Below are 26,043 nucleotides of genomic sequence, written 5' to 3' on the forward strand. Positions count from 1 at the left end.
TCTACACATACGCTTCTATTGGTGCACAAGTACAGATAAGGTTTCTATCTCCATACGCATCATCTACTCTAGATACAGAAGCGAAGAATTTATTCTCTCTCACCCAATCTAAAGGATAAGCTGCTTTTTCACGGCTGTACGGCTTGTCCCAAGTATCCGAAAGAAGTACCTGCTCTGTATGTGGTGCATTTTTCATTACATTATTTTTAGCATCCACTTTTCCTGCTACTATTTCTTCAATCTCCTGCTTGATGCTAATTAGAGCGTCTGCAAATCTATCTATCTCTGCTTTACTTTCAGATTCTGTAGGCTCTATCATGAGGGTTCCTGCCACTGGGAAAGACACCGTAGGTGCGTGGAAGCCATAGTCCATTAATCTCTTCGCTACATCCCCCACTTCTATTCCTGCTGCTTTGTACTGACGGAAATCCACGATACATTCATGTGCTACTCTACCGTTGGCATTCGCATACAAGATAGGATAATGCTCTGCTAATCTTTCTTTGAGGTAGTTGGCATTAAGTATCGCATGTTCTGTTGCTTTTTTAAGCCCCTCATTTCCGAGCATTTTAATATAAGCATAAGAAATATTGCACACCAACGCCGAGCCGTAAGGTGCTGAAGAAATGGCATCAATAGCATTACTTCCTCCAGTAGCGATATTTGGGTTACTTGGTAAGAAAGGAACGAGATGCTCTGCCACACAGATAGGCCCTACACCAGGCCCTCCACCTCCGTGAGGGATGGCAAAAGTCTTATGTAAATTGAGGTGACAAACATCTGCCCCGATGTTCCCTGGACTGGTAAATCCTACCTGAGCATTCATATTGGCTCCATCCATATACACCTGTCCGCCATGTTGATGGATGAGTTCTGTAATTTCACGGATATTGGCATCAAAGAAACCATAAGTAGATGGATAGGTAATCATGGCCGCCGAAAGATTTTCGCTGTGCTGCTCTGCTTTTGCTTTTAAATCTTCAAAATCAATTTCTCCGTTTTCTAGATTTTTTACCACTACCACTTTCATCCCTGCCATCACTGCAGATGCTGGATTGGTACCGTGTGCCGACTGTGGAATGAGGACGATGTTTCTATGCCCTTGCCCATTGGCTTTGTGATACTCTCTGATGACCATAAGCCCTGCATATTCTCCTTGAGCTCCCGAGTTCGGCTGGAGTGAAGTTCCTGCAAAGCCTGTGATTTTTGCCAAATCTTTTTCTAATTCTTTGAGCATTTCTATATACCCTTGTGCCTGAGCTACTGGTACAAATGGATGTACGCTTCCCCATTCTGACCAAGAAAGAGGCAACATCTCTGCAGCGGCATTGAGTTTCATGGTACAAGAACCTAAAGAAATCATGGAGTGCGTAAGCGAAAGGTCTTTTCTTTCCAGCATTTTGATATATCTCATCAGTTCCGTTTCGGTATGATAAGAGTTAAATACCTCTTCGGTAAGAATTTCATCTGTTCTCAATACTTCAGCAGGAAGTGTAAGCTCCTCATTCAGTACCAATTTGAATGCTTGTTTTTGCTTAAAAGAAGCAAAGGCATCCATCAGTTCATTAAGTTTGTCTAAAGTAGAAGTTTCATTGATAGAAACGCTAATTACCCCTTCGGTAAAATAATTAAGGTTTATTTTTCTGCCCTCCATTATTCTTCTGATGTCCATTTTTTCATCTTCATGGACGAAAATTTTCACCGTATCAAAAGAAGGCTCTTCAGCCACCTGATAGCCCAATGCTCCTAAACCTTTAGAAAGGGCATTTACTTTATAATTAATTTGATTTGCGATGAACTCCAAACCTTTAGGCCCGTGATATACCACATACATAGAAGCCATTACGGCCAATAACACTTGGGCGGTACAGATATTAGAAGTAGCTTTTTCTCTTTTGATGTGCTGTTCTCTGGTTTGTAGTGCCATACGGAGTGCTCTCTTTCCGTACATATCTTGGGAAACGCCTATGATACGCCCTGGAATATCTCTCTTGTACGAATCTTTACAAGCAAAAAATGCAGCGTGAGGCCCACCAAATCCCATTGGAATACCGAATCTCTGTGTAGTTCCCACGGCACAGTCGGCACCCATTTCAGCTGGAGATTTTAGCTTTACCAATGCCAATGGGTCACAAGCTACTGCCACCTGTACATTATTATTTTTATAATTTGCAATGATAGAAGTATAATCTACCACCGCTCCATTTTTCCCTGGATACTGAAGCAACGCCCCAAAGAAAGCATCATCTAACTGTACAGTCTCATGATTACCGATTACTATTTCTATTCCTAAACCATCTGCTTTGGTCTTTAGCACCGCAATGGTTTGTGGCAATACCCAATCTGAAACGAAGAATTTATTTACTTCTGCTTTTTTCTGCTCTTTGGTTCTATTGGCAAAGAACATATTCATCGCTTCGGAAGCGGCAGTTCCTTCATCGAGGAGGGAAGCATTTGCCAATGCAAAGCCTGTGAGACTGGCTACAATGGTCTGATAGTTAAGCAAAGCCTCTAATCTCCCCTGGGCAATTTCCGCTTGATAAGGCGTATATGCCGTGTACCAACTTGGATTTTCGAAAATATTTCTTTGAATTACTGGCGGTAAGATGGTGCCATGGTATCCGAAACCGATATAGTTATCATACTGAGCATTTTTCTGAGATAAATTCTTAGAATGCTGAAGCATCTCAAATTCTGACAGAGGTGCCGAAAGCTCTAAATCTTTCTCCAAACGAATAGCCGAAGGAATGGTTTGTTCTAAAAGTTCTTCCACAGATGCCACACCTATCTTGCTGAGCATCGCATTTTTGTCATTTTCATTCAATGAAATATGACGATTCACAAATTGAGTAGTATTCATAGAATTTTATGTAATCTAATTTTCCGTAAAGGTACGAATTGTAAAAAAGATGAGCAAAATAATTAACTATTGGCTGTTAGCTGTTAAGCACATTCCTCCCCCAGCCCCTCCGAAGGAGGGGAGCTTATAGTTTCTCAACAAAATATCCTTCTGTGTAAAACCTACATGAAGTTGTGATTACCCTCCAACATGAGAGCAGTTCCAACACCGCTATATGCTTTGGCTGATGAAATACCGTTGTGATTACCCTCCAACATGAGAGCAGTTCCAACTTGATACACCACTTCTTCATCAAGGAAAAAGTTGTGATTACCCTCCAAATGCTTTGCATTCATGAGTTCCTTTGAAAAACAAATAAAACTTCACGAATAAAATGAGAGCAGTTCCAACACTTACGAAATCCTCACGATGCTACAGGGCGTTGTTATTACCCTCCAAATGCTTTGCATTCATGAGTTCCTTTGAAAAAACAATAAAAACTCACGAATAAAATGAGAGCAGTTCCAACGAGAGATTAAGTGCTGGTAATTACATAATAGTTGTGATTACCCTCCAAATACTTCGTATTCATGAGTTCCTTTGAAAAAACAAATAAAAAGTCACGAATAAAATGAGAGCAGTTCCAACTTCTTTTTGGAACTTATCTTCTCCATACCTGTTGTTATTACCCTCCAAATACTCTGTATTCATGAGTTCCTTTAAAAACAAATAAAAAACTCACGAATAAAATGAGAGCAGTTCCAACTTCTTTTCATTGAAGATATTGATAGAGTGTGTTGTTATTACCCTCCAAACGCTTTGCATTCATGAGTTCCTTTAAAAACAAATAAAAAACTCACGAATAAAATGAGAGCAGTTCCAACGGAATGTAGAAAGTCGTATGAATATGACCTGTTGTTATTACCCTCCAAATGCTTTGCATTCATGAGTTCCTTTGAAAAACAATAAAGACTCACGAATAAAATGAGAGCAGTTCCAACAAGACTTTACGATCCAACGATCGTAGCACAGTTGTGATTACTCTCCAAAATGAGAGCAGTTCCAACTCATCATATTCTAGAAACTCCATTTTCCCTGTTGTGATTACCCTCCAAATGCTTTGCATTCATGAGTTCCTTTGAAAAACAATAAAGACTCACGAATAAAATGAGAGCAGTTCCAACAATATCGCAGATGGATTAGTTATGAATATAGTTGTGATTACCCTCCAAATGCTTTGCATTCATGAGTTCCTTTGAAAACAAATAAAAAACTCACGAATAAAATGAGAGCAGTTCCAACCGTTAGAGAATACGATACTCAAAAAAAAGGGTTGTTATTACCCTCCAACATGAGAGCAGTTCCAACTATACCATCTCTCCAACAATTTACAGTAGAGTTGTGATTACCCTCCAAATGCTTTGCATTCATGAGTTCCTTTGAAAAAACAATAAAAACTCACGAATAAAATGAGAGCAGTTCCAACGTGTTGCTGCATGGGAATGTCCTAAGTGGTGTTGTTATTACCCTCCAAATACTCTGTATTCATGAGTTCCTTTGAAAACAAATAAAAACTTCACGAATAAAATGAGAGCAGTTCCAACGATTTTCAAAGAAAATCTAATCCCGACTTAGTTGTGATTACCCTCCAAATGCTTTGCATTCATGAGTTCCTTTGAAAAAACAATAAAAACTCACGAATAAAATGAGAGCAGTTCCAACGTGTTGCTGCATGGGAATGTCCTAAGTGGTGTTGTTATTACCCTCCAAATACTCTGTATTCATGAGTTCCTTTGAAAACAAATAAAAACTTCACGAATAAAATGAGAGCAGTTCCAACGATTTTCAAAGAAAATCTAATCCCGACTTAGTTGTGATTACCCTCCAAATGCTTTGCATTCATGAGTTCCTTTGAAAAAACAATAAAAACTCACGAATAAAATGAGAGCAGTTCCAACTAGCTCTTCTGTTATTATATCCCTCCGACAGTTGTGATTACCCTCCAAATGCTTTGCATTCATGAGTTCCTTTAAAAACAAATAAAAACTTCACGAATAAAATGAGAGCAGTTCCAACGTTGGGAGAGAGTTATCTCGCCATCTATTAGTTGTGATTACCCTCCAACATGAGAGCAGTTCCAACTAGGACTAGTAAATCTCCTGGTGCAAAAATGTTGTGATTACCCTCCAACATGAGAGCAGTTCCAACATCCCGTTAAAAATTGACAGCTCCTACATAGTTGTGATTACCCTCCAAAATGAGAGCAGTTCCAACCTTCTCGGTAGATTGGCGGGCATCCCCTTAGTTGTGATTACCCTCCAAAATGAGAGCAGTTCCAACTACTGAAGTTCTATATGTACGAGCTCCTGTGTTGTGATTACCCTCCAAAATGAGAGCAGTTCCAACTATGTATGCTTCGGATATTATGGTTTTGGAGTTGTGATTACCCTCCAAAATGAGAGCAGTTCCAACAAACCAAACCTTTCTAAGGAAGAAATGCTGGTTGTGATTACCCTCCAAAATGAGAGCAGTTCCAACAACCTAAGTCTCCTACCCCTCTTATAAAATGTTGTGATTACCCTCCAAAATGAGAGCAGTTCCAACGTGATTTCGTACCGCATTATAACCCAATTCGTTGTGATTACCCTCCAAAATGAGAGCAGTTCCAACTTTCATTTTTTAAACCCTTTTTTATCTATTGTTGTGATTACCCTCCAAAATGAGAGCAGTTCCAACCTCAATGCTAAAAAATGAGTGTATAAAACTGTCTATCAGGAGTGTAATATCCTATATTTTACTTTATCAGTGCTTCTTTTTCCTTTTTAAATACCTCAGCAAAATACTCGGCATAGGTTTTTTCTTTTTCTATTTTGCCGTATTTTTCTTGACAATAGTCCCAAAATTCTTTTTTAGGTAATTGGTTGTGTGCAAATTTATTACGAATATAGGTTAAAACAAAAGCTTTTTGTTCTAAATCGGTTGCTTCTTGTTTTAGTTGGTTAATGTTCACATCTTCAGGTTCAGTATTTAAGTTGAATACCTTATAGCTCTCCACATCTTCATTTTTAAGTTGCTTTAAAAGTCCGTTGAGAATGTAGTATTTGAAATTTTGATTATCCCCTTTTTTTAATATTTCCTTATCTTTTACCTTTTCCAAAATATATTCCTCTATAAGGTGGACTTCCTTCAACAGTTCTTCCCTTCTCACTTTTTCATATTGCTCTATTTCTCTTTCCACCACATACGGATAATTTTCCTCTTCCTTACTCTCTTTGATTAGAAACGCCTGCCATTCTATATTTTCCTCATATTTTAAGAAAGCTTGAACCCTTTGGTCGTATTCATATTTTATGAAATCTCCTACATTTTTTAGCTTTACATTTTCTACCGTAATTTTTCCGTCACACAACTTTAAATCAACGGTTTTGTTCCAAATATAGTTAGTATTTCGCTCGCCCGTTTGTCTGGCTCTCTCCTGATTTCCTAAGCGTTCCTCCCGAGATTGATACAAATCTTCTAACGAAAACTGATCGATGCTATCCTGCTTGAATACCGATTTGAAAATATGTTTTGCCATCAAAAGTGTAAACACATCGTTTTTCTTTTGTTGGTAGATTTTAGTTTTTCGTTTTCGGTCTGCTTGTTTTTTTTCCAATTCTACAAGCGGATAATTTTCAGTATCATAAAATGTCTGAAAATTCTGATATTCCTTGTAATACCTAAACCAATCGGCAAAAAGAGCTTCATTTCCTTTAAAAGTTTTTCCTTTGATTATCGTAGGTTTTTCATCCATAAAGCCCCGCTCTAAAAAGATAGGATACCCCAATATAGACTGAACCCGAGCATCTAATTCTTTGTGAGTATAATTTTGTTTTTTCAAAAATTTAAAACACTCATTTTCTACCTTTTTGAAGACTTTATTTTCGGATTTAAAGTTTTCGGCTTGTTGCACCAACCCACTGATGTATTCCAACCGTTTATCTAAATAACAAGTGTAAAATTGGTACAAATATTTTTGTTGAAAATATCCTCCCAACTTAAAAGGTAAATGCTGAAATACTTTTTCAGGCAAAAGATTTTTCAACTCCTCTTTACATTGCTCATAATACGCCAACGATTTTTGTAACAAGCTGTGTTGCTCCCCTTTCCATTCGTTTTTGAAATCGGTAGGCATAAAGCGTTTGATGTCATTCGCCAACCAAACCGCTACTTTTCCTTTTTCTCGATAATAAAGAACTTCTTTTCGTGCAGGAGCTTCAGGGTACTTTCGTTTAAGGTTATCTTTTAAATATTGTTTATGATTTCTATCTCTGACTTTATTTATCTCCCTATTTTTATCTTGATAAGCAATAAAATCATTATATTCTTTTTCACGAACCGTTTGTTCATCTTTTAATTTTTGTAGAATGTTTTGCTCTTGCTTCAAATCTTTTATCAATTTCTCTTTATCAATAGCAGTAGAATTTCCGTCTTGATAAGGTTTTAATATCTTGGCATTGGTATCTTTATCTATGATTTGCTGGATTTGAGCTTGAATTTTTCCTACGATTTTCTTTTCTAACTCTTTTCCAATTTCCTTTCTTAATTCTTTTTCACCTTTCTTTTCTAACTTTTCTTTCTTTTTCTCCCATTTATCGAAAAACTCATACAAAATGGAATGAATGTCATTCATACTCAGATAAGCCGTGGGTTGCCCACCGAAAACAATAGCTTCTTTTGGATTGCTTTCATTGATTGGCACTATTTCTTCTATAATGTTCTGGATAGACGGCTTGCTGGCTTTTCTTTGCTTGAGCTGATGGGCTTTTACGGCTTTATCTACTTCTGAAACATATTGTTGGTTAAGCAATTTCACTTTTATACCAATTTTCCCTGCGACAGGCTGTTTCTCTCTGTCCAAAATACTACCCGCGATAGGAAAATCTTTATCATTAACGGAAATATTTTCCTTAGGAAAATCATAATTGGGGTTAGGAAAAATTTCCCAATAGTGTTCTCTATCTTCATTGGTTTCGGTATTTTTTATAAACAATGCTTTTTTATGTTCCAATTCCGAAAGCCTTCCGAAAACGGTGATTTTTTCTTTTATTCTTCGGTCAGAAATCAGATTTTCTTTAGGGCGAGAATCGTGAAGATAATTCCCTAAATGCACTTGAAAACGAAGCGTAGGGAACTGAGCAAACTCATCTAAAAATCGAATGGCAAAATAATTGAATTTATCTTCGTAACGCTTGCGAATCACTGGATGAATTACCTGCTCTTCTTCCATTGTCCCTACATCGCCATTGTTCTCTTTTAGGTATTCATTCCAATCTTCGATGAAAGTTTTTTGTACATCTTCGCTCAAATTCTGATAGACCACATCGGGTACTTTGCTCAATTCATCAAGCATCTGCATCATTAGAGTTTCTTTGGCATAAACGGAAAGCTGTTCAGCATTTTCTGCCTCACCATAGTTGATTTCAGCCGTTCTCACTTTTCGTTTCAATTTTTTGTAAGCCAAATGCGAGAAAATTTCGTGCGTAGCCATAAAACAAATGCTGTTTTTTCCATGGCTCACCGTTGCTTCAGATACCGTTGCTTCATCGATAACCGTAGCCTTAAACCCTGCTATTTTAGATTTGAATGCGTGTATTTCTTGTTTGGTGAGAAACAAAGAAAGCAGGAAGACTACTCCGTTTTTCGAAATTGGAATTTTCAAATCGCCTTCTTCTTGCTGAGGATCACTTTTGGTATTGTACTTTGCTTTGCTGGATTCTTTTAGGCTATCTTTTTTCTTATCGATATAAACATCAAAAGCATCATTATAAATCGCTGCTATTAAATCATCCCTTTTATCACTGTATTTGAATGGAGCTACCAATTCTTTCTCTCCTCTTTCTCTTTGATTTCTACGCTTCTCCTCTATTTTTCTTGCTGTGTCTCTTAGATATTCTAATTTCTTTTGGCATAAAATATCCAATTGTTTTTCTATGCTTTTTTTCAGGATTTCTTTTGTTTTATCGGTTTTTACTTTTTTCTTTTTTACCGTTAAAACCGTGCTTTTCAGCATCTCATCCAATACGCCAAATATTTCATCTGTAATTTCTACCTCTCCGTGTTCCTTATGCGTATAAAAGTTTCTTAAATCTCTTACGGCTTTTATAATGCCTTTAAAATTCTTTTTAAAATTTTCTTTTCGTTCTTTTATAGGAACTTCTTTTTTATCCAAAAGACGAGCCATAGGGAAATAATCAGAAAGCAATTTCACATACCTTTCGTATTCCACTAATGAAATATTTTCCTTAAAGATAGCATCAAAAAAATTCTCCGAAGTGTACTCTTTACCTTTTAATCTTTTTCCCAATTCTCTAAATACACTATCTGTATTTTCCATTGCTGCATTGAAATAACCCGCAAAATACGATTTATCTTGTGGTTTAAAAGGGTTGTAATAAATATTATTCCCCAAAGATGTTTTGTTTTCCATAGTTCGTTTTTATTTTTTATTGTGTGTTAATTCTGCATAGTAAAGTCCGAAAATTCTGTCTGTCATTTTTACCCGAAACCATTGGGCTATAACCGATGATAATCCACCTAGAACGAAGGTTCCTATAATAATTGTAATGATTTTCTCACTCAGCGAACAATCATTCATAAAAAAGGATGCTAATAAAAAGATAACACTCACGGGAAGTACAAATAACGAAAGCGTTACGATGTTCCGAAACAAGAAATAAATACTCTGAAAATTTTTTGCTTGGGATATTTTGCCTTGTGCCTCTAAATAATAATACGCTGTATCAAAGACACTTCCATTACTGATATTTTCTGTTACCGAAATTCCTTTATTTGTTCTGTAAATTTCTTTCAAATCAGGAAGAATTTCAGTGATGTACTCGTCATTTTTCATTTTGTCCATAGGCGTACAAGCCAATTTCTTATACCACTTTCTCTTTATCAACCAAAATGTGATGATATGAATCAAGCATCCTATAAATAGGGCAATGGCAAAAAACAACAGACCGTCGCTAAGGTTTCCTGCTGTAATGAGTGGGGCTTTCCCAAAAACATATTCCGCTGAAAAATTTATCAGCTCAATCATAATGACTCCCGGAACTACAAAGGAGAGCAATTCGTAAATAGATAATCTGTCCATAAACTAAAAATTATAATTCTACAAATATAACTATTGATTACAATAATTCCATTGAATTTTGAAGTTCTTACACCTTAAATTTTCCATTATTCCGATAAAATAAAGTACATTTGTGAAACAATTAACATATTTATGGACATACAATTTCTTGGGCAAAATTGCTTTCTTATTCAGTACAAAGGAAAGAATATCCTTACGGATCCTTTCTACAATTTTCAAAAGGAAAAATCGGGCTTTGACATTACGAAGTCAAAGATTGATTTTGTACTTATCACGCACGCTCACGGTGACCATACCGCCGATGTAAAGGAGGTATTACAGCATCATCCTGAAGCTACCATTATCGGTCAACCCGAAATCTGTGGACACTTCGGACACTCTAAAAATATCGACTTAAATATCGGTGGAAGCACAATGGTAGAAGACCTCAAAATCACCATGGTTCCTGCACACCACACCAACTCTTTTCCTGATGGAAGCTATGGCGGAACGGCAAGTGGATACATGCTTCAATTCAACGAAAAATGCGTGTACCTTGCAGGAGACACAGGAGTAATGGCAGATATGAAACTCTTCCCTACCCTTTTTGGCACCATTACGGAAGCCATCTTACCTATAGGCGGGCACTATACAATGGATGCACAGCAAGCGAGTATTGCCGCTAAAGAACTGCTAAAAACTACAAAAGTCATCGGTTGTCATTTTGATACTTTCCCTCCTATTCGTATTCATCACGCATGGGCGAAAGAAGTTTTTGAACAAAAAGACATTACACTTACCCTTCCTGAAGTAGGGGAAAGAATAGCCCTCACTTCATAAACGAATAAAAATCCAGAAGCCCTCCAAAATGGAAGGCTTCTGAACACCAAATCACAAAATATTAATATGAAAAAAAAATTTACTAACACAGTAAACTTGTGACTCGGCTGGGATTCGAACCCAGGACCCATACATTAAAAGTGTATTGCTCTACCAGCTGAGCTACCGAGTCGGTTTTTTGGTGCCTGCGACTGGACTCGAACCAGCACATCCTTAAGGATACCACCCCCTCAAGATGGCGTGTCTACCAATTTCACCACACAGGCTATTGTTGTGACTCGGCTGGGATTCGAACCCAGGACCCATACATTAAAAGTGTATTGCTCTACCAGCTGAGCTACCGAGTCTCCTAAAACAGATATCCTCCGTTTTAAAGTGGTGCAAAGATACGATATTTTTTCTATTCTCAAAATTTTTCTTCAAATTTGTGAAAAATTTTTACATGATTATTACCCTTATCGGATATATGGGAAGCGGAAAATCACTGATAGCCAGTCAACTATCCAAAGAAATCAATTTACCCATTATAGATACAGATTTTGAAATTTCTAAGAGAAACAACAGAAGTATAGGTCAGATTTTCGAAACAAAAGGTGAACTTTACTTCCGAAGACAGGAAAAAGAAATATTAGAAGAAATACTAGCCACCCATGAAAATCTCATTCTGAGCGTAGGAGGAGGCACACCATGTTATTACAATAATATGGAACTGCTGAATTCTTCCACGCATACCGTTTTCCTCCAAGCAAGCGTCTCCACACTTACCCGAAACCTTTTACTCAACAAGAATAAAAGACCCCTCATCTCCAGAATCTCTGATGAAGAGCTCCCCGAATTTATAGCAAAACATCTTTTCGAAAGAAATATTTTCTACACTCAGGCACAGACCACCATTATCACCGATGGAAAAACGCCCGAAGAAATCACTTTAGAAATTAAAGAGAAAATCTTCAGGCAAGATTATACTTAATCTTCGTCCATTTCGTCTTGGTCATCTTCGAAGAAAGCCTCCCAATCGGTTTCGCCTTGCTGTACAAAGTCATAGATATCTCTACGGTCTTTTTTAGTAGGTCTTCCCTCTCCTTTTTGTCTATAATAGTTTTGCTGTGCTTTCTTCATCTTGAGCATTTCATATTCTTTGGCATCGGTAAGGTCTATGATATGCTCTGCCACCAGTTTTGCCCCTACTCTACTTTTGGGGATTTTTTCTACCTTTATGGTGAAGGTAATGGTATTCTTTTTTATCTTAATCACCTCCCCCACTTTCACCTCCCGAGAAGCCTTTACTGCTGATTCACCGATAATTACCCTATTCTTTTTTATCTCATCTGCAGCAATGCTTCGGGTTTTGTACACCCGTACGCTCCAAAGAAATTTGTCTATTCTCATTATTTTTAATTACATTTGTCCCAATAACTGGAAGCAATTTACTATTTATTTAACAATGAAAAAAATTTTCTTATACACCGCTGCCATTTCTTTATTGGCTTTTTCGTGCAATAGAGATAAAGATGATAACACCGTAACTGAACAAATAAGCATACAAGAAAGAAACCAACTGGACAACGAGGCGATGACCCACTTCTTAGAAACCCGATATATGGATGATAACGGAGTGATTAAAATGTTTAAGGACAATGACCCTTCTGATGACCACTTTACAAAACTGGCTGACCTGAATCCTAAACAGCTTTCTAATGGAACTTACTATATCCTAAGACCCAATGCTCAGCCTAATAATGGTACACCTATTCATTCAGATAGCGTGATTCGTCTTATGGGAAGAGCAGTATCTTATAAATCCAACAAAACAGAAAAAGGAGGAAGATTCGGAGAAGACATTATATTCCAAAGTGGTTTAGAATCAGGGGAAATAGAGGTAGATCCGAAATATTTCTTTGCACCGAAAAGTTTTATTGACCAATACAACACCACCAAAGGTAAATCTTACGATAAGTCTTTTTTTGAAATCGAAGGATTTTCAGAAGCATTACAGCATTTCCAAGCGTTTAATAAATCAGATGATGAATTTCCTCAGCTACAGGGGGTAATCATCGTTCCGTCCAGAGCGGCTTTCGCCCGTGATGCCCACTATCCTTACACAACCTATAATATGTATGATAGAAGTGTGGTATTTAATTTCCAAGTGTACAAAAGCCAAGCAAGATAGTACCATTATTACAATAAATATTCCCCTTGTGTATGCACAAGGGGATTTTTTTTAACTTAATTCCTCTATTAATATTGAACTACACACTATTGGCTTTTCCCAATGTCCATTATGCCCACAGTCTAAAATATAGGTTTTAATATTTTCTTTCATCGGTATTTGCTTCATCACCTCAGAGGCATTTACCGCATTATCATGCTTCCCAAGGATGAACATCACTTTTCCTTTCAATGTATCCACTACTGAAAGCCGATTGGGTCTGAGCATCATTCCTTCCAATGCTGCGATTACATTTTCTGGTGCTGTAGAGAGGGCTATTTCTTTAGCCAAAGTAATTTTAGATTCCAGTTTTTTTCTTTCTAAAGCACTAAATAACAGTGGAACCCCTGCATTAATGTAGGTATTCATACTTTCCCTTACTACGCGAAAACTTTTCTTTCTCATTTCCTTTTTCTCCTCAGAATCTTCTAAAAATGTAGAGAAAAACAAAGTTAAGCTCTTCAAATCTTCCGCATATTTTTCAGCATAAGCCAAACTAACATATCCCCCCATAGAATGTCCCAAAAGGTGAAACTGTGCTATATTTTCACTCTGTACTACTTCCTTTACCGCCTCTGCCATCATTTCCATAGTATGCACAGAAGCTTGGTTTGGTGATTTACCATGCCCCGGTAAATCTATTTTAATCAAAGAAAATTTATCTTTTAATAGCGGCTCCATCTCTTGCCAGATGGTATTATTTTCCATAAACCCATGAAGCAATACCAGTGCTTCATTTCCTGTTCCTATTTTTGTATAGTGTAACATTTTTATTAAAAATCAAGTATTGTACAATCTCTTTTTTATCATCTTAAGCACTCTCAGGCTGCTTCATTCAGATACTTATAGCACCTCTTTCATTTTCTTTTCTACTAAAAAGGAGCATTATTAATCGGTGGTGTTACTTGCTTATATTTTAGTGCATCACTTAAAATATTGGCTTTGATTCCTATGAAGAAATCATATACTTTATACTGCCCAAAAGGCACCCAATTAAAATGAATGGTAAAACTTCTTTGGTCTCTTGCAAAGCCTATTCTTGGCATCTGAAAACTCTTAGAAATAAAATCATAATGAATACTTCCATTGATATTCCAATAGGGAGTCAATGCCAGCGTTCCGTCTAAGCTGACCGTTGCCAAATGTCTATTTTCTGGGATAATGCTTCGGGTATAGCCATAATTTGCATTCACATTCAGTGTCCAGCTTTGGGTAAACTGAGCATAGTTATCCTCATCAAAATAGTATTTCTCATTCCGAATTTCTCCTTTAGTCTTGTATTTTTTAGACAAATCAGTTTCTCTTTTAGGGTTGAAGGTTTCATTATTCATCGGGAAAGAAAGCTGCATCCCAAAGGATTGTACTCCAAACTGCCCTATTTTCTCGGTACGGATGAGCTGATTATTTTCTATATTCGTTCTATAAGGGTCAATAATAAGGCTGGAATTAATTCTCAATTTATTTTCTAAAAGGCTGGTTTGTCCACTGATATTAATCGTAGAAAAACGATGTTTCTCCGCAGCAAAATTATAGCTCCCTGAGATATTGAGTGCTTCAAATATTTTTATCTTCCTCACTCCAGTAGAATCTTTTTTAGAAGCTACTTTCATCTCTATATTATTATTAATAGAATAGGTAAGGCTTCCCTGTACCCCCATAGATGGTGTTCCTACAATCCCCCCCTCAAAAATAGAATATGCGGTAGGGAGCCCGTTAGCATCTTGGAACATTCTATAATAGCCGAACTCTGGTTTCCCAAAATCAGGTCTATAATTAAACCCTATACTTGGGCTCATCATGTGCCGAATTCCTCTGATGGTAGCATTTTTAGAAAACATTTTCATTCCATAAAGGGTGGTCTGAAGGCTTGCTCCAAAGCCAAAAGTAGAAAACCCTGCTACTTTTCTATTGACCGTAGTTTCTATCTGATTGGTCATCGGATTATAGTGTTTTCTCACGGTTTTCGTGGTCATGGCATTTTCTATATTTGCCGAAAGGGAGAATGTGAAATACTTAGCAATGGTAGAATTGGTTTGTAAAGAAATGGGTGCTTGAAGCCCCGTTTGCATCTTTTCCCACATCACGGGAGTGAATATTTCCCCTTGGTTCAAATTAACATAATTATTAAAACTCAATGAAGTATTCACATTAATATTCTCTAAAAGCCCTTGCCTTACTCCCGTTTTAGGTTTAAAAAGGTAAAACTGAGCTACCGCTACATTCACCGTAGGCAATCTTAAGTCCGTAGTTCCCGTTTGGAAGTTTTGCCCATAATTTGCATTGGCTGTAATAGTTACGGGAAGTGTGAGAAATCTTTTGGTTAAACTGATACTGGAATTCTGCTGTGTGTTCAGTACATTTTGATTGAAAATGTAATTATTATTAATAGTATTATTATAAAACTTAGAAGAAACGATATCCACCGAGGCATTAAAAGTAAGAAGTGGATTGGCTTTGGCATCTTGGGAGTGTCTCCAGCTGATTCTATAGGTAGCGGTTTTATTATAACTATCTAATCCTTTTATTCCCACCACAGTATGTCCTATATCTGCTGTAAAAGCACCACTGTACTTATATTTCTTGAGATAATTCAGTTCAGGTCTCAAGTTAAAGCTACCTTTAGTATAAACATCGGCAAGAATTTTCAGGTCAAAGTGTTTACCAATAGGCTGGTAATATCCTAATCCGTTCAGAAAAAATCCTACATCTTGCCTCTCTCCAAAACTAGGAATAAGTATCCCTGCGGATCTTTTTTCGGAAAAAGGAAGAATAGCAAAAGGCATAATGAGGGGTGTAGGAACTTGCTCTATATACATCTGTATAGGTCCTGTAACTATGGAAGTACTATTTTTCCCTTTCAGAAGTTTTATATCTTTTGCCATCAAATGATAGTCTGCCAAAGAATCTTTTTTCTCTAGAAAATATTGGTCTGTGGTAAACATTCCCCTCCTCATATGAAAGACGGAGTCATTATACTTCTTCGTTTTTGCAGCGATAATTACCCCTTCATTTTCTTCCGTACGAGCGTTATAAGCAATGGCCTGTTTGGTCTTGAAATTATACTCAAAATCCCGATACTCGTACTTCTTGCCTCCCTGATTGGCTACTGCAGAAGCTATTACATTCCCCTTATCATCTACCTTGCCTCTCGCATAAATAAGATTTTTCTGATGGTCTATACGGATATAGTCTGCATCAATCTGCATATCTTGATAAGTAATCTGTGCATTACCGAGGAGATAAGTCATTTTATTAGCAAAATCATTCCGCTCTGAGTCTGCTTTGGTCCTCAGAATATCTGTCAGCTGCTCCTCCTGAAGCGTAATTACCGTATCTTTTTTTAGCGTACCAGCAACCTCTTTTTTAGGAATTTTCTGTATTTCTTGTCCTACAAATTTTCCTAAAAAAGCGTTAAAAATTAGGATAATTAGAAATAGTAATTTATTTTTGACCGATATTTCTATTGTACAATTCCTCATCAGGGGTCAAAATTAAACAAAATTTTAGATAGAATCATGATTTACATCCATAGATTACAAAAAATCACTTTCCTAATACTCATGCTCTTTTCAGTAGGGCTTTTTGCTCAAAAAAAATTCATCATCGTCTTAGACGCAGGACATGGTGGGTCCGACTGGGGTGCATACCGAAAGTATGATGATATAGGTCTAGTAGCCGAAAAAGATGTTACTCTGGCAGTGGTACTCCGCGTAGGAGCTGTGTTGGAAAAAAATAAAGATTTTAAAGTCATCTACACGAGAAAAACAGATGTATTCCCTTCTCTTTTAGAACGAACCAACTTAGCCAATAGAAGTAAAGCGGACCTTTTCGTCTCGGTACATGTGAATGCTACTACTAAAAGTGCTCCATTTGGCACAGAAACCTTCGTACAAGGCCCTGACCAAAACAAAGCCAATCTAGAAGTAGCGAAAGCGGAAAACTCTGTAATCTACTTAGATGAAAAAGACAAAGCAACTTTCGGAAGCTATGACCCTACTTCTCCTGAATCACTCATCGCACTGAAACTTCAGCAGAGTAAATATCTAGAAAGCAGCTTACTCTTAGGGGGACTTGTGGAAGAAAATTTCGTAAAAAAAGACGGCAGATTTTCCAGAGGCGTAAAACAACAAAATCTCCATGTACTTCGTATGAACGCTAGACCTTCTGTATTGATAGAAACTGGCTTTGTAAGTAACCCTGAAGAAGCAAGGTACTTGGCATCCGAAAAAGGACAAAAAGAAATAGCAGAAAGTATAGTGAATGCCATTTTATCTTATAAAACTGCATGGGACAAAAAAATGGGCTATTCCGCCAAAGCAAAAGAACCCGAAAAACCAAAGGAAGTGGCTCTCAAAAATGAATTCAGAATTTGGCTCATGAGCACTCCTAATAAAATAAACTACGGAGACCCAGCACTGAAAGGACTCAGCAATGTATTGGTGATAAAAGAAGGCAAATTCTATAAATACTACTTTGGTAAAACGAATTTTGGGTCTATCCGTGATGCCAATCTTAAAACCGCCAAAGATGCAGGATTTAGAAACGCCTCAGCCATCAGCTTTATGCCTAATCAATCACTTGCCTATTCCTACTATACCATAGAGGTGTATGTAGGAGCAGACCGACTGAAAAATGACAGCTATATACTGAAAACACTAAAAGATGTACAAAGAGAAAAAGTAAACGGCGTATTTTATTACACCTATGGCAAAGCAAAAACACTAGAGGAAGCCATCAAAATTCAAGAAGAATTGGCTGAAAAAGGCATCAAAAACACCGCTATACAAAAAAAATAAAAAATATTTTTGGGACATTAAAATATTTCATTATATTTGCAGTCTCAAAAACGGCCTATTCGTCTAGTGGTTAGGACTCAAGATTTTCATTCTTGCAACAGGGGTTCGATTCCCCTATAGGCTACTAAAAAAACCACCTCAAATTGAGGTGGTTTTTTCTACATATCCAATAATCTCCCCAAATTGGCTTAACCTGATTATAAAAACCACTTCTTATCCGTCATAAATTTTCCGAATCCTAGGACGATTTCAAAACATTTTCCTTTTATAAGATATCAAGAATACAATTACAAAGCAGAAATAGAAGAAGACTAAAAAACAAAAAACTCAAGAAAGAAAATGAATTTTAATTAGCCCTCTATTATTCCAAATACTCTTTTTTCTGAAGTCACTGTTAGTTATACAAAAAAATCACTCTAAATAGAGTGATTTTTATTATTAGCATTATTCGATTACTCCCATTCAATGGTTGCAGGGGGTTTGCTAGAAATATCGTATGCCACGCGGTTGATGCCTTTCACCTCGTTGATGATACGGTTGGATACCAGTTCCAAAAACTCGTATGGCAGTTTACTCCAAGTGGCCGTCATAAAGTCAATAGTATTGGCAGAACGCACCACTGCGGTGTACTCATAGGTTCTTTCATCGCCCATCACACCTACAGATTTTACAGGAAGTAAAACCACGAAAGCCTGAGATACCTTTTCATAAAGGTCGTTTTTATACAATTCTTCGATGAAAATATCATCTGCTTCTTGTAAAATTCTTACCTTTTCAGCATCCACTTCCCCTAAAACACGGATACCCAAACCAGGCCCTGGAAACGGATGTCTGTACACCAAATGATGTGGAATCCCCAACTCTTCGCCCACTTTTCTCACCTCATCTTTGAAAAGTTCACGCAAAGGTTCTAGCAATTCCAGCTTCATTTCCTCGGGTAACCCTCCTACATTATGGTGCGATTTAATCACCGCTGAAGGCCCTTTTACCGACTGACTTTCTATTACATCTGGATAAATAGTGCCTTGAGCCAAAAACTTAGCCCCTTCCATTTTATGAGATTCTTCATCGAATACGGCTACAAATTCATTACCGATGATTTTTCTTTTCTGCTCAGGATCTGAGATGCCTTTTAGTTTAGATAAAAACCTCTCGGAAGCATCTACCATTTTAATATTCATATTGAAATGCTCCCCGTAGTTTTCCATCACTTTTTTACCTTCGTCTTTACGAAGAAGCCCTGTATCCACAAAAATACAAGTCAGCTGATCACCTATAGCTTTATGAATGAGCACTGCCGCTACCGAAGAATCTACCCCTCCCGAGAGTCCAAGAATCACCTTTTCTTTTCCTACCTTTTCCTTAATTTCGGCTACGGTTCTTTCTATATAACCTGTCAGTTTCCAGTTTTTCTCCGCTTTACAAATATGAGTAACGAAATTTTCCAGCATCTTTGCTCCTTCTTCGGAGTGGGTAACTTCGGGGTGAAATTGTACGGCATAGATTTTTTTATCTTCATTTGCCATTGCAGCGATAACGCCACTCTTCGCCGAAACCTCAAAACCTGCTGGGACTTCGGAAACCTCATCGAAATGGCTCATCCATACGGTAGATTTTTCAGATACATTTTGGAAAAGAGCATTGGTTTTCACTATTTCCAATTCTGCCTTTCCATACTCTCCTTTTTCGCCTTTGGTTACTTTTCCTCCTAAAAGATGTGCCGTGAGCTGCATCCCGTAACAAATTCCCAATACAGGAACTCCTGCCTCGAAAAGCGTTTTTTCTACCAAATGAGCATCCTCTGCATTTACTGAACTTGGCCCTCCAGAAAGGATAATCCCTGCTGGTTTTTTAGCTAAAATATCTTCCAATGGAGTGTTAAAAGGAATGATTTCCGAGTACACCTCCATCTCGCGAATTCTCCTACCAATCAACTGATTGTACTGAGAGCCAAAGTCTAATATGATAATTCCGTTTTGCATAGAATAGTTGAATATTTAAAAGATTGAAAGATTAAAAAATTAAAAGATTGAAAGACTGAAAAAACAAAAAAGCGGTTTGCATTCTGCCTATAGCTTATTGCTCACCGCCTATTGCTTATTTAAAATTTCCCGATGTCTTCTCGGTAGAAAGCGTAATCAAATTTTACCACTTGTGCATCTTCATACACTTTCCTTCTTGCCTCTTCGTAGGTAGCTCCTGTAGCCACAAGATTCAGTACTCTTCCTCCTGATGTTACTACTTCATCTCCACTATTGGTAGCTCCCGCGTAAAGCAACTGAGAATGTTTTACTTTATCTGTGCCACTGATAACCAAATCCGTCTGAATAGTTCCTGGATATCCTCCGGAGCACATGACAAGGGTTACCGCCTTTTCATCTTTAAACTTAAGCTCTACCTCTTTCCCCTCTAAACAATCTTCAATGACATCTAATAAATCATTTTCTAATAATGCCATGATAGACTGTGTTTCAGGATCCCCAAAACGCATATTGTACTCTAAAAGATGGCAGCCATTTTTGGTAACCATCAGTCCAAAGAAAATCATTCCTTTAAACTGTAAGTTTTCTGCTTTCAGCCCTGCTAATGTAGGCTCAAGAATATTTTTATGGAAATCATAGGCGTGCATATCTTGAAATTCAGGACTTGGTGCTACACTTCCCATTCCACCAGTATTGGCTCCTGTATCTCCGTTTCCTACTTTCTTATAATCTTTCACCGGCAAACAAGGGAAAAACTTTTCTCCATTAGAGAAAGCGATTACTGATGCTTCAAAGCCTTCTAAATAATCTTCAATAATCACTTGGATACCTGCATCACCATAGATTCTACGAATCATAAAGTTTTCCAATGTAGCCTCTGCCTCTGCATGATCTTCACAAATAACCACTCCTTTTCCTCCTGCCAGTCCACTGGCTTTGATTACGATAGGATATGTTCTCTTGGCGATATGCTCCTTTGCAAATTCATAAGAATCAAAAACCACCGCGTTGGCTGTTTTCACATTATAGGTTTGCATGAATTTTTTAGAAAACGCCTTGCTTCCTTCTAATTTCGCTGCTCTAGATCTTGGCCCGAAAACTTTAAGACCATGTGCCTGAAATTCATCTACAATACCTTCTACTAAAGGAGCTTCTGGACCTACAATGGTAAGGTCTATTTTTTCTTTGATGGCAAAATCACGAAGTTTGATGATATCATTTTCGTAAATATTTTTCCCGAACTTACTGGTAGTAGCATTTCCTTTTGCGAAATACATTTCTGAAACACGGCTATCTGAATTTAGCTTGGCAGCGAGAGCGGATTCTCTCCCTCCTTCACCTACAATGAGTACTCTCATATCTATTTAATATTTATTCTGATTAACTTTCATGCAAAAATACTGAATTTTCGTGGTTTATTTACTTTTTTTTATACTAATTTTCATCGAAGCTATTTCTACTTATTTGGCATTAAACTCCATTGAAAAATAAAAAAATGAAGTATCGTAATTCTTTTATTAAAAATCTATAAATGAATTGATAAAGAAGGTTGAATTGAACCCTTTTGGGTACTTTGTCAATGTTCTTAGTACTTTGACAAAGTGCTTTAAAATATCTTTATTTTTAGCAAAAAACACTCTCCCTTTTCAAAATAAAACTTACTACTTCACTTTCATCGTTACAAGGAAATAATGGGGAATTTTAAAATGTTCGCCCAATTTTTCAGGTAAAATATCCGTTTGCACTACCTCACAATACGAGCCAGAACCATCGCTATGAATCGTAGGTGTAATGATGGCTAATAATGGAATTTCTTTATTCATAGGGTATTCCTTCACAATTTTATTCCCAAAAAAGTCTTTCGCTATATAATCTCGGGATTTATTTTTCTCTAAAATATCCAAATCTAATGTCTTAGAGGAAATGTTATAAAAATCTGCTTTAATACTAAAAGTTCCTCTCAATATTTGAGTGAATATCTTCATAGAAAAAGGCGAATATTTAATCTTTAAAAAGTCTGCTTCGGATGTATCTAAAAGTTGAGTTTTTTGCTTTAATTTTCCCTCTACAAATTCATAAACATTCACTTCAAAATGTTTTCCACCGAGCTTTTCGTTTTCAAAATTAAACTCTGAAACCTGAATATTTTGGAAATACAAAACTTCTCTAAGTTCGGGATGGGATGTTACATTTTTCAATGTCATTTTTAAGTTTTGTCCTAAAACCAATTGCCCTAAAAACAACAATAATAAAGAAATTTTAGTCTTCATAATACTCTAATCTTATTTACTAAACCCTTTCAAAGTTTAGAACTCTGAAAGGGTTTTTAATTTTTCTTTTTTTTGATTCTTAAAAAATCTTCAATGCTTAATGAAAGAAATGTCTCATCCCCGTAAATAGCATTGGAATGTCGTGCTCATTCGCAGCGGTGATGCTTTCTTCATCTCTTATACTTCCACCTGGCTGGATGATGGCTTTAATACCCTCTTTGGCACAAGTATCCACCACATCTCGGAATGGGAAAAACGCATCAGAGGCCAAAACTAAATCGCCACCGAATTTTTCTTTCGCTCTTTCTATGGCTTGTTGAGTTGCCCAGATTCTATTTACCTGTCCACCACCTACGCCCAAGGCTTGCTTACCGTTAGTAACCACGATGGCATTGGATTTTACATATTTTACCACTCTTTGGGAAAACAGAAGAGCTTTTCTTTGTTCCTCGGTTGGTTGGGTTTCGGTAACTACTTTAATATCGGTAGAAAACCGGTCATCTGCATTTTGCACAAGCATTCCACCATCTATTTTCACCCAAACCTGACGGTCAGAGACCGCATTCTTAATTTTAATCACTCTTAAGTTTTTCTTTTGGGCTAAAACTTCCAAAGCATCAGCATCAAAATCCGTAGCCATTACGATTTCAAGGAAAGTTTTGTTAAGTTCCTCTGCTGTAGCTTTATCCACTTTATAATTCATCGCCACTATTCCTCCGAAGATAGACACAGGGTCGCACTCAAAGGCTTTTTGGTAAGTCTCCAAAGCCGTTTCTCCAATCGCCACACCGCAAGGCGTGGAATGCTTCACGGCACAACAAGCCATTTCGTCTTTGAACTCATTCACCACTTTCCAGCACAAGTCCATATCACGAAGATTATTGAACGATAATTCTTTTCCTCCCAACTGCTCGAAATCTTTCATCGCTCCGTTTTCCACAGTAGAAACATAGTAAGCTGCCGACTGGTGTGGATTCTCACCATATCTCAAATCGGCTACCTTTTTGTATGAAGCGTTTAAATATTGTGGATATTCTTCTTGCAAAAGCATTTTGGAAATGGCAGCATCGTACGCCGAAGTGAGGTTAAATACTTTTCCTGCTAAAGTTTTACGCGTTTCTAAAGTGGTATCTCCGCCTTGTTGCATTTCGGATTTCACCTTTTCATAATCCTGAACATCAGTAATCACCGTTACAGAATTAAAGTTTTTGGCTGCGGAACGAAGCATGGAAGGTCCACCGATATCGATGAATTCTACTTTCTCATCCAAAGAAATATCTTTATTGGCATTTTCGAAGAATGGGTAAAGGTTCACGATGACCATGTCAATCAGTCCAATACCATGCTCCTGAACGGTTTTCATATGCTCTTCATTGTTGCGAACTGCCAAAAGCCCTCCGTGAACTTTGGGGTGTAGGGTTTTCACTCTACCGTCTAGCATTTCGGGAAATTCCGTCACCTCATCGATTTGGATAGGATTGAGCCCTGCCTCTTTGAGATGCTTAAAAGTTCCTCCCGTAGAGATGAGTTCGTAATGGTTTTGCTCTAAAAATTGTGCAAATTCTGTAAGTCCGTTTTTATCTGATACGGAGATTAATGCGCGTTTTTTCATTATATCTTTATTTTATTCTTCAAAAATCATTTCGTAGATTATGTAGTGTGCGATACCAAATTCTTCTCCCCATTTTTCTACCTCTTTTCCACTGCTATCTACTGCACAATAAAGTTTCCACCCATCTTTCTCATAAGGGAGAATGTAGGCAAATAAGGGAAAAGCCTTTCCTAGCTGGATTTTTACTTTATCACCAATTAACCTAAAGGAATAATCGAAAGATTTAGTAGCATCGTACATTTTAGAATTTCCAAATTGCTTAAAGTTGAACGCCACTTTAACCTGATTTTCAGTGGCTTTTTTAGCCATAGCGTTAAATGATAAGGTATCACTCTCTATAATAGATTTTTTAAAAAGCTCTCGAGTATCTATCAAGGTATCTACTTGGGTAATTTTTCCCTCCCAAATATGCTTTACAAATATCTTAAAATGCTTGTTTTTAATCTGTTTACCTATAAATTTCACATTTATTTTATCTATTCCTTCAAACGATAGAATATCCCTCAACTCTTTATTGTGTGCCCCGTATTTGGATTCTATTTTTATTTCTTGCCCGAAAATCATAATTGGGAGAAAAAAAAGCAATACTATGTATTTCATTTTGAGTGGTATTTTGTATCCTTTCTGTTAATAATGCTAGGCATCTCCTAGCTAATTATCTTTAATTTTCACGCTTTTATTATTATGAATGATTACCGCTAATACTCCCCAAATCATACAAATAGGCCAAGTAACCAAAAGTCCGAATCCTAATGTAAAAAAGGCTACTATCGCAGAGATGATGACCATCAAAATGGCACCAAGGACAGTGGAGTAAAGCATTCCAAATGGCCCAAATAGAAAAGTAAGCAAAAGAGATACTCCTACACTTTTATTGTTTTTCACTATTACAACGGTGTTTTTTTCTACTATTTTAGTGATTTCTTCTTGGTTTTCCATTTTATTGTAATGTTTATTATTTTGTTTTAAATATTCTTAGATATGAACAGCTGAGATTTTCTTGTTTTACAAAAACTATCCCTCCACCCTACTAATATCTATCTAAAAATAAGATAATTATTTAGAAGGTAGTTACTTTGATTTGTTTATAAACCTATGCCATAACCAACCCCTATTTGGAAGAAGTTGTTTTTCATACCTATCCCGTCTTGTTCTATGAGTTTACTCAAGCCTCTGGCATATTTAAACTCGGCAAGAATTCTATTGGTAATTTTATATTCCAAACCAGCGTAATAAGAGTGATTTCCCGTATTGAAGTTATCATATTTTATTCTTTCTCCCCTTTCTCTACCATATACCCCTACATTGAACCCAAGGTTTAGACCTGCTCCTACCGACAATTTGTTTTCGATGGGATAGAATTTCACTCCTATTGGGATATATACCAAAGCTACATTAAGCTTACCAAGTTCCCCACTATTATTTGGAAAATTAGTCGCTCCCAAACCTGCAATCCCTAACTCCGCTTGAGCAGACAAAAATTTATTGAATTTGTATTCATAAAATGAAGTAAGGTAGATGTTGGACATCGGATTGAAATTGTGTGTGTGAACGCCATCCTTGGCCTGAATGGTGGAGTTCACATAACCTAATTTAATCCCTTGATCCCATTTTTGGGCGTTGGCAAATGACAATACGGCTAAAGCCGCCATGGATAAAAGTTTTTTCATAATAATGCTTATTTATTATTTTTAAAAATTAGTTATTTTTACTATTGCTATGGTTTTTCCAGCGTTTATTCGCTCACCTGCAATACTCTTTTTATCGCTTTGGGAAAAATCTCATATTCTACTTGGTGAATTTTCTCAGCAAGGGACTCTGGAGTATCGGTTTCTGAAACGGGAACTTTGCCTTGTAAGATAATTTCGCCCTCATCTATCCCTGCCGTTACATAGTGTACGGTAGCTCCACTTTCGGTTTCCTTAGCCTCTATCACGGCATGATGGACATGCATTCCCCACATACCTTTACCTCCAAATTTGGGTAATAAAGATGGGTGAATATTGATGATTTTACCCTCATATTTCTGAACGAAATCTTGGGTAATGATGGATAAAAATCCTGCTAAAACTATCAAATCTACCTTTTCGGGCAAATGTTTTTCTAAATTTTCACAAAAATCTTTTCCTCTTTTGATGAGGAGGTTAGGGATTTTATGATTTTCGGCTCGGGTGAGTCCATAGCATTCACGGTCAGCCACCACAAGGCTGATTTTTGCATTGGGGATTTCTCCGTGATCGATACTATCTATAATCCTTTGGAGATTGGTGCCTCCCCCTGAAACTAAAACAATGATGTTTTTCATGGTTTGCCCTAGTTAATTAAAAAATTAATTGATTAAAAAATTCCCACATTCCCGCATTATCTCATTCCCTCAT

18 protein-coding genes, 4 tRNA genes and 1 CRISPR repeat array are annotated in these 26,043 nt (G+C 37.0%); of the genes, 5 read left to right on the forward strand and 17 right to left on the reverse strand.

Annotated features, from left to right (window positions below; genetic code table 11):
• Position 1: 1 nt before the first annotated feature.
• The 3 genes from gcvP to csx27 form a co-directional block, all read right to left on the reverse strand.
• Positions 2 to 2,860 carry an aminomethyl-transferring glycine dehydrogenase gene (gcvP, locus tag HMPREF9699_RS09990; protein ID WP_002664487.1) on the reverse strand — a complete coding sequence of 953 codons (2,859 nt, stop codon included), beginning with the start codon at positions 2,858 to 2,860 and terminating at the stop codon, positions 2 to 4.
• A gap of 2,085 nt (positions 2,861 to 4,945) precedes the next feature.
• A CRISPR array of direct repeats spans positions 4,946 to 5,575; the repeat unit is 36 nt; unit sequence GTTGTGATTACCCTCCAAAATGAGAGCAGTTCCAAC.
• A gap of 58 nt (positions 5,576 to 5,633) precedes the next feature.
• Positions 5,634 to 9,308: a type VI-B CRISPR-associated RNA-guided ribonuclease Cas13b gene (gene cas13b / locus HMPREF9699_RS09995; RefSeq protein ID WP_002664492.1), complete on the reverse strand. Its 3,675-nt coding sequence runs from the start codon at positions 9,306 to 9,308 to the stop codon at positions 5,634 to 5,636.
• Positions 9,309 to 9,317: 9 nt separating this feature from the next.
• Positions 9,318 to 9,977, reverse strand: coding sequence for a type VI-B CRISPR accessory protein Csx27 (gene csx27 / locus HMPREF9699_RS10000; RefSeq protein WP_002664493.1), 660 nt, complete (start codon positions 9,975 to 9,977; stop codon positions 9,318 to 9,320).
• 132 nt (positions 9,978 to 10,109) lie between these two features.
• Between csx27 and HMPREF9699_RS10005 the strand changes: the two genes are divergently transcribed.
• Complete coding sequence (locus tag HMPREF9699_RS10005) at positions 10,110 to 10,796, forward strand: metal-dependent hydrolase (protein WP_002664494.1); 687 nt, start codon at positions 10,110 to 10,112, stop codon at positions 10,794 to 10,796.
• Positions 10,797 to 10,895: 99 nt separating this feature from the next.
• Here HMPREF9699_RS10005 and HMPREF9699_RS10010 read toward each other — a convergent pair.
• The 3 genes from HMPREF9699_RS10010 to HMPREF9699_RS10020 all read right to left on the reverse strand — a co-directional run bounded on the left by HMPREF9699_RS10010 (position 10,896) and on the right by HMPREF9699_RS10020 (position 11,143).
• Positions 10,896 to 10,968 (reverse strand) — tRNA-Lys (locus HMPREF9699_RS10010).
• A 7-nt stretch (positions 10,969 to 10,975) separates the two neighbouring features.
• A tRNA-Leu gene (locus HMPREF9699_RS10015) sits at positions 10,976 to 11,062 on the reverse strand.
• 8 nt (positions 11,063 to 11,070) lie between these two features.
• A tRNA-Lys gene (locus tag HMPREF9699_RS10020) sits at positions 11,071 to 11,143 on the reverse strand.
• A 95-nt stretch (positions 11,144 to 11,238) separates the two neighbouring features.
• On the opposite strand from HMPREF9699_RS10020, the gene HMPREF9699_RS10025 reads away from it, so the two are divergent.
• Positions 11,239 to 11,766 (forward strand): shikimate kinase, encoded by a 528-nt coding sequence (locus HMPREF9699_RS10025; protein ID WP_002664495.1) that lies wholly within the window; start codon positions 11,239 to 11,241, stop codon positions 11,764 to 11,766.
• On the opposite strand, the gene HMPREF9699_RS10030 is transcribed toward HMPREF9699_RS10025, so the two are convergent.
• On the reverse strand, positions 11,763 to 12,185 hold the full coding sequence (locus HMPREF9699_RS10030; protein ID WP_002664496.1) for an RNA-binding S4 domain-containing protein: 423 nt from the start codon (positions 12,183 to 12,185) through the stop codon (positions 11,763 to 11,765). The genes HMPREF9699_RS10025 and HMPREF9699_RS10030 overlap by 4 nt on opposite strands.
• Positions 12,186 to 12,240: 55 nt before the next feature.
• On the opposite strand from HMPREF9699_RS10030, the gene HMPREF9699_RS10035 reads away from it, so the two are divergent.
• The gene (locus HMPREF9699_RS10035; protein ID WP_002664498.1) at positions 12,241 to 12,966 is read left to right on the forward strand and encodes a hypothetical protein; all 726 of its coding nucleotides are present in this window, start codon (positions 12,241 to 12,243) and stop codon (positions 12,964 to 12,966) included.
• Between the two features lie 51 nt (positions 12,967 to 13,017).
• On the opposite strand, the gene HMPREF9699_RS10040 is transcribed toward HMPREF9699_RS10035, so the two are convergent.
• The gene (locus HMPREF9699_RS10040; RefSeq protein ID WP_002664499.1) at positions 13,018 to 13,773 is read right to left on the reverse strand and encodes an alpha/beta fold hydrolase; all 756 of its coding nucleotides are present in this window, start codon (positions 13,771 to 13,773) and stop codon (positions 13,018 to 13,020) included.
• A gap of 104 nt (positions 13,774 to 13,877) precedes the next feature.
• Positions 13,878 to 16,484, reverse strand: coding sequence for a putative LPS assembly protein LptD (locus tag HMPREF9699_RS10045; protein ID WP_002664500.1), 2,607 nt, complete (start codon positions 16,482 to 16,484; stop codon positions 13,878 to 13,880).
• 81 nt (positions 16,485 to 16,565) lie between these two features.
• Here HMPREF9699_RS10045 and HMPREF9699_RS10050 point away from each other — a divergent pair, with 81 nt between their 5' ends.
• Together HMPREF9699_RS10050 and HMPREF9699_RS10055 are read left to right on the forward strand one after the other, a co-directional pair.
• Entirely contained in the window at positions 16,566 to 17,801 is a 1,236-nt protein-coding gene (locus tag HMPREF9699_RS10050; protein ID WP_002664501.1) for an N-acetylmuramoyl-L-alanine amidase family protein, read from the forward strand.
• Between the two features lie 52 nt (positions 17,802 to 17,853).
• Positions 17,854 to 17,925, forward strand: a tRNA-Glu gene (locus tag HMPREF9699_RS10055).
• Between the two features lie 328 nt (positions 17,926 to 18,253).
• Here the strand turns inward: HMPREF9699_RS10055 and guaA are convergent.
• The 8 genes from guaA to purN form a co-directional block, all read right to left on the reverse strand.
• Positions 18,254 to 19,783, reverse strand: a complete 1,530-nt coding sequence (gene guaA / locus HMPREF9699_RS10060) for a glutamine-hydrolyzing GMP synthase (protein ID WP_002664503.1) — start codon at positions 19,781 to 19,783, stop codon at positions 18,254 to 18,256.
• A 119-nt stretch (positions 19,784 to 19,902) separates the two neighbouring features.
• A complete protein-coding gene (gene purD, locus HMPREF9699_RS10065) occupies positions 19,903 to 21,141 on the reverse strand; it encodes a phosphoribosylamine--glycine ligase (RefSeq protein WP_002664504.1) in 1,239 nt (412 codons plus the stop codon).
• A 303-nt stretch (positions 21,142 to 21,444) separates the two neighbouring features.
• Positions 21,445 to 22,053 (reverse strand): hypothetical protein, encoded by a 609-nt coding sequence (locus tag HMPREF9699_RS10070; protein ID WP_002664506.1) that lies wholly within the window; start codon positions 22,051 to 22,053, stop codon positions 21,445 to 21,447.
• Positions 22,054 to 22,150: 97 nt separating this feature from the next.
• Entirely contained in the window at positions 22,151 to 23,665 is a 1,515-nt protein-coding gene (gene purH, locus HMPREF9699_RS10075) for a bifunctional phosphoribosylaminoimidazolecarboxamide formyltransferase/IMP cyclohydrolase (RefSeq protein ID WP_002664507.1), read from the reverse strand.
• Positions 23,666 to 23,677: 12 nt separating this feature from the next.
• Positions 23,678 to 24,265 (reverse strand): hypothetical protein, encoded by a 588-nt coding sequence (locus HMPREF9699_RS10080; RefSeq protein WP_002664508.1) that lies wholly within the window; start codon positions 24,263 to 24,265, stop codon positions 23,678 to 23,680.
• A gap of 51 nt (positions 24,266 to 24,316) precedes the next feature.
• On the reverse strand, positions 24,317 to 24,604 hold the full coding sequence (locus tag HMPREF9699_RS10085; protein WP_002664509.1) for a hypothetical protein: 288 nt from the start codon (positions 24,602 to 24,604) through the stop codon (positions 24,317 to 24,319).
• A 146-nt stretch (positions 24,605 to 24,750) separates the two neighbouring features.
• A complete protein-coding gene (locus HMPREF9699_RS10090; RefSeq protein WP_002664510.1) occupies positions 24,751 to 25,335 on the reverse strand; it encodes an outer membrane beta-barrel protein in 585 nt (194 codons plus the stop codon).
• 65 nt (positions 25,336 to 25,400) lie between these two features.
• The gene (gene purN, locus HMPREF9699_RS10095; protein WP_002664511.1) at positions 25,401 to 25,970 is read right to left on the reverse strand and encodes a phosphoribosylglycinamide formyltransferase; all 570 of its coding nucleotides are present in this window, start codon (positions 25,968 to 25,970) and stop codon (positions 25,401 to 25,403) included.
• Positions 25,971 to 26,043 lie beyond the last annotated feature (73 nt).

The organism is Bergeyella zoohelcum ATCC 43767 (assembly GCF_000301075.1).
Taxonomy (GTDB): domain Bacteria; phylum Bacteroidota; class Bacteroidia; order Flavobacteriales; family Weeksellaceae; genus Bergeyella; species Bergeyella zoohelcum.

Excerpts from the sequence above, each read along its gene's own strand:
- HMPREF9699_RS10030 (WP_002664496.1), bottom strand. The coding sequence starts at position 12,185 with ATGAGAATAGACAAATTTCTTTGGAGCGTACGGGTGTACAAAACCCGA.
- HMPREF9699_RS10025 (WP_002664495.1), top strand. The coding sequence starts at position 11,239 with ATGATTATTACCCTTATCGGATATATGGGAAGCGGAAAATCACTGATA.
- purH (WP_002664507.1), bottom strand. The coding sequence starts at position 23,665 with ATGAAAAAACGCGCATTAATCTCCGTATCAGATAAAAACGGACTTACA.
- HMPREF9699_RS10090 (WP_002664510.1), bottom strand. The coding sequence starts at position 25,335 with ATGAAAAAACTTTTATCCATGGCGGCTTTAGCCGTATTGTCATTTGCC.
- HMPREF9699_RS10080 (WP_002664508.1), bottom strand. The coding sequence starts at position 24,265 with ATGAAATACATAGTATTGCTTTTTTTTCTCCCAATTATGATTTTCGGG.
- HMPREF9699_RS10005 (WP_002664494.1), top strand. The coding sequence starts at position 10,110 with ATGGACATACAATTTCTTGGGCAAAATTGCTTTCTTATTCAGTACAAA.
- HMPREF9699_RS10040 (WP_002664499.1), bottom strand. The coding sequence starts at position 13,773 with ATGTTACACTATACAAAAATAGGAACAGGAAATGAAGCACTGGTATTG.
- gcvP (WP_002664487.1), bottom strand. The coding sequence starts at position 2,860 with ATGAATACTACTCAATTTGTGAATCGTCATATTTCATTGAATGAAAAT.
- HMPREF9699_RS10070 (WP_002664506.1), bottom strand. The coding sequence starts at position 22,053 with ATGAAGACTAAAATTTCTTTATTATTGTTGTTTTTAGGGCAATTGGTT.
- purD (WP_002664504.1), bottom strand. The coding sequence starts at position 21,141 with ATGAGAGTACTCATTGTAGGTGAAGGAGGGAGAGAATCCGCTCTCGCT.
- csx27 (WP_002664493.1), bottom strand. The coding sequence starts at position 9,977 with ATGGACAGATTATCTATTTACGAATTGCTCTCCTTTGTAGTTCCGGGA.
- guaA (WP_002664503.1), bottom strand. The coding sequence starts at position 19,783 with ATGCAAAACGGAATTATCATATTAGACTTTGGCTCTCAGTACAATCAG.
- purN (WP_002664511.1), bottom strand. The coding sequence starts at position 25,970 with ATGAAAAACATCATTGTTTTAGTTTCAGGGGGAGGCACCAATCTCCAA.
- HMPREF9699_RS10085 (WP_002664509.1), bottom strand. The coding sequence starts at position 24,604 with ATGGAAAACCAAGAAGAAATCACTAAAATAGTAGAAAAAAACACCGTT.
- HMPREF9699_RS10050 (WP_002664501.1), top strand. The coding sequence starts at position 16,566 with ATGCTCTTTTCAGTAGGGCTTTTTGCTCAAAAAAAATTCATCATCGTC.
- HMPREF9699_RS10035 (WP_002664498.1), top strand. The coding sequence starts at position 12,241 with ATGAAAAAAATTTTCTTATACACCGCTGCCATTTCTTTATTGGCTTTT.
- HMPREF9699_RS10045 (WP_002664500.1), bottom strand. The coding sequence starts at position 16,484 with ATGAGGAATTGTACAATAGAAATATCGGTCAAAAATAAATTACTATTT.
- cas13b (WP_002664492.1), bottom strand. The coding sequence starts at position 9,308 with ATGGAAAACAAAACATCTTTGGGGAATAATATTTATTACAACCCTTTT.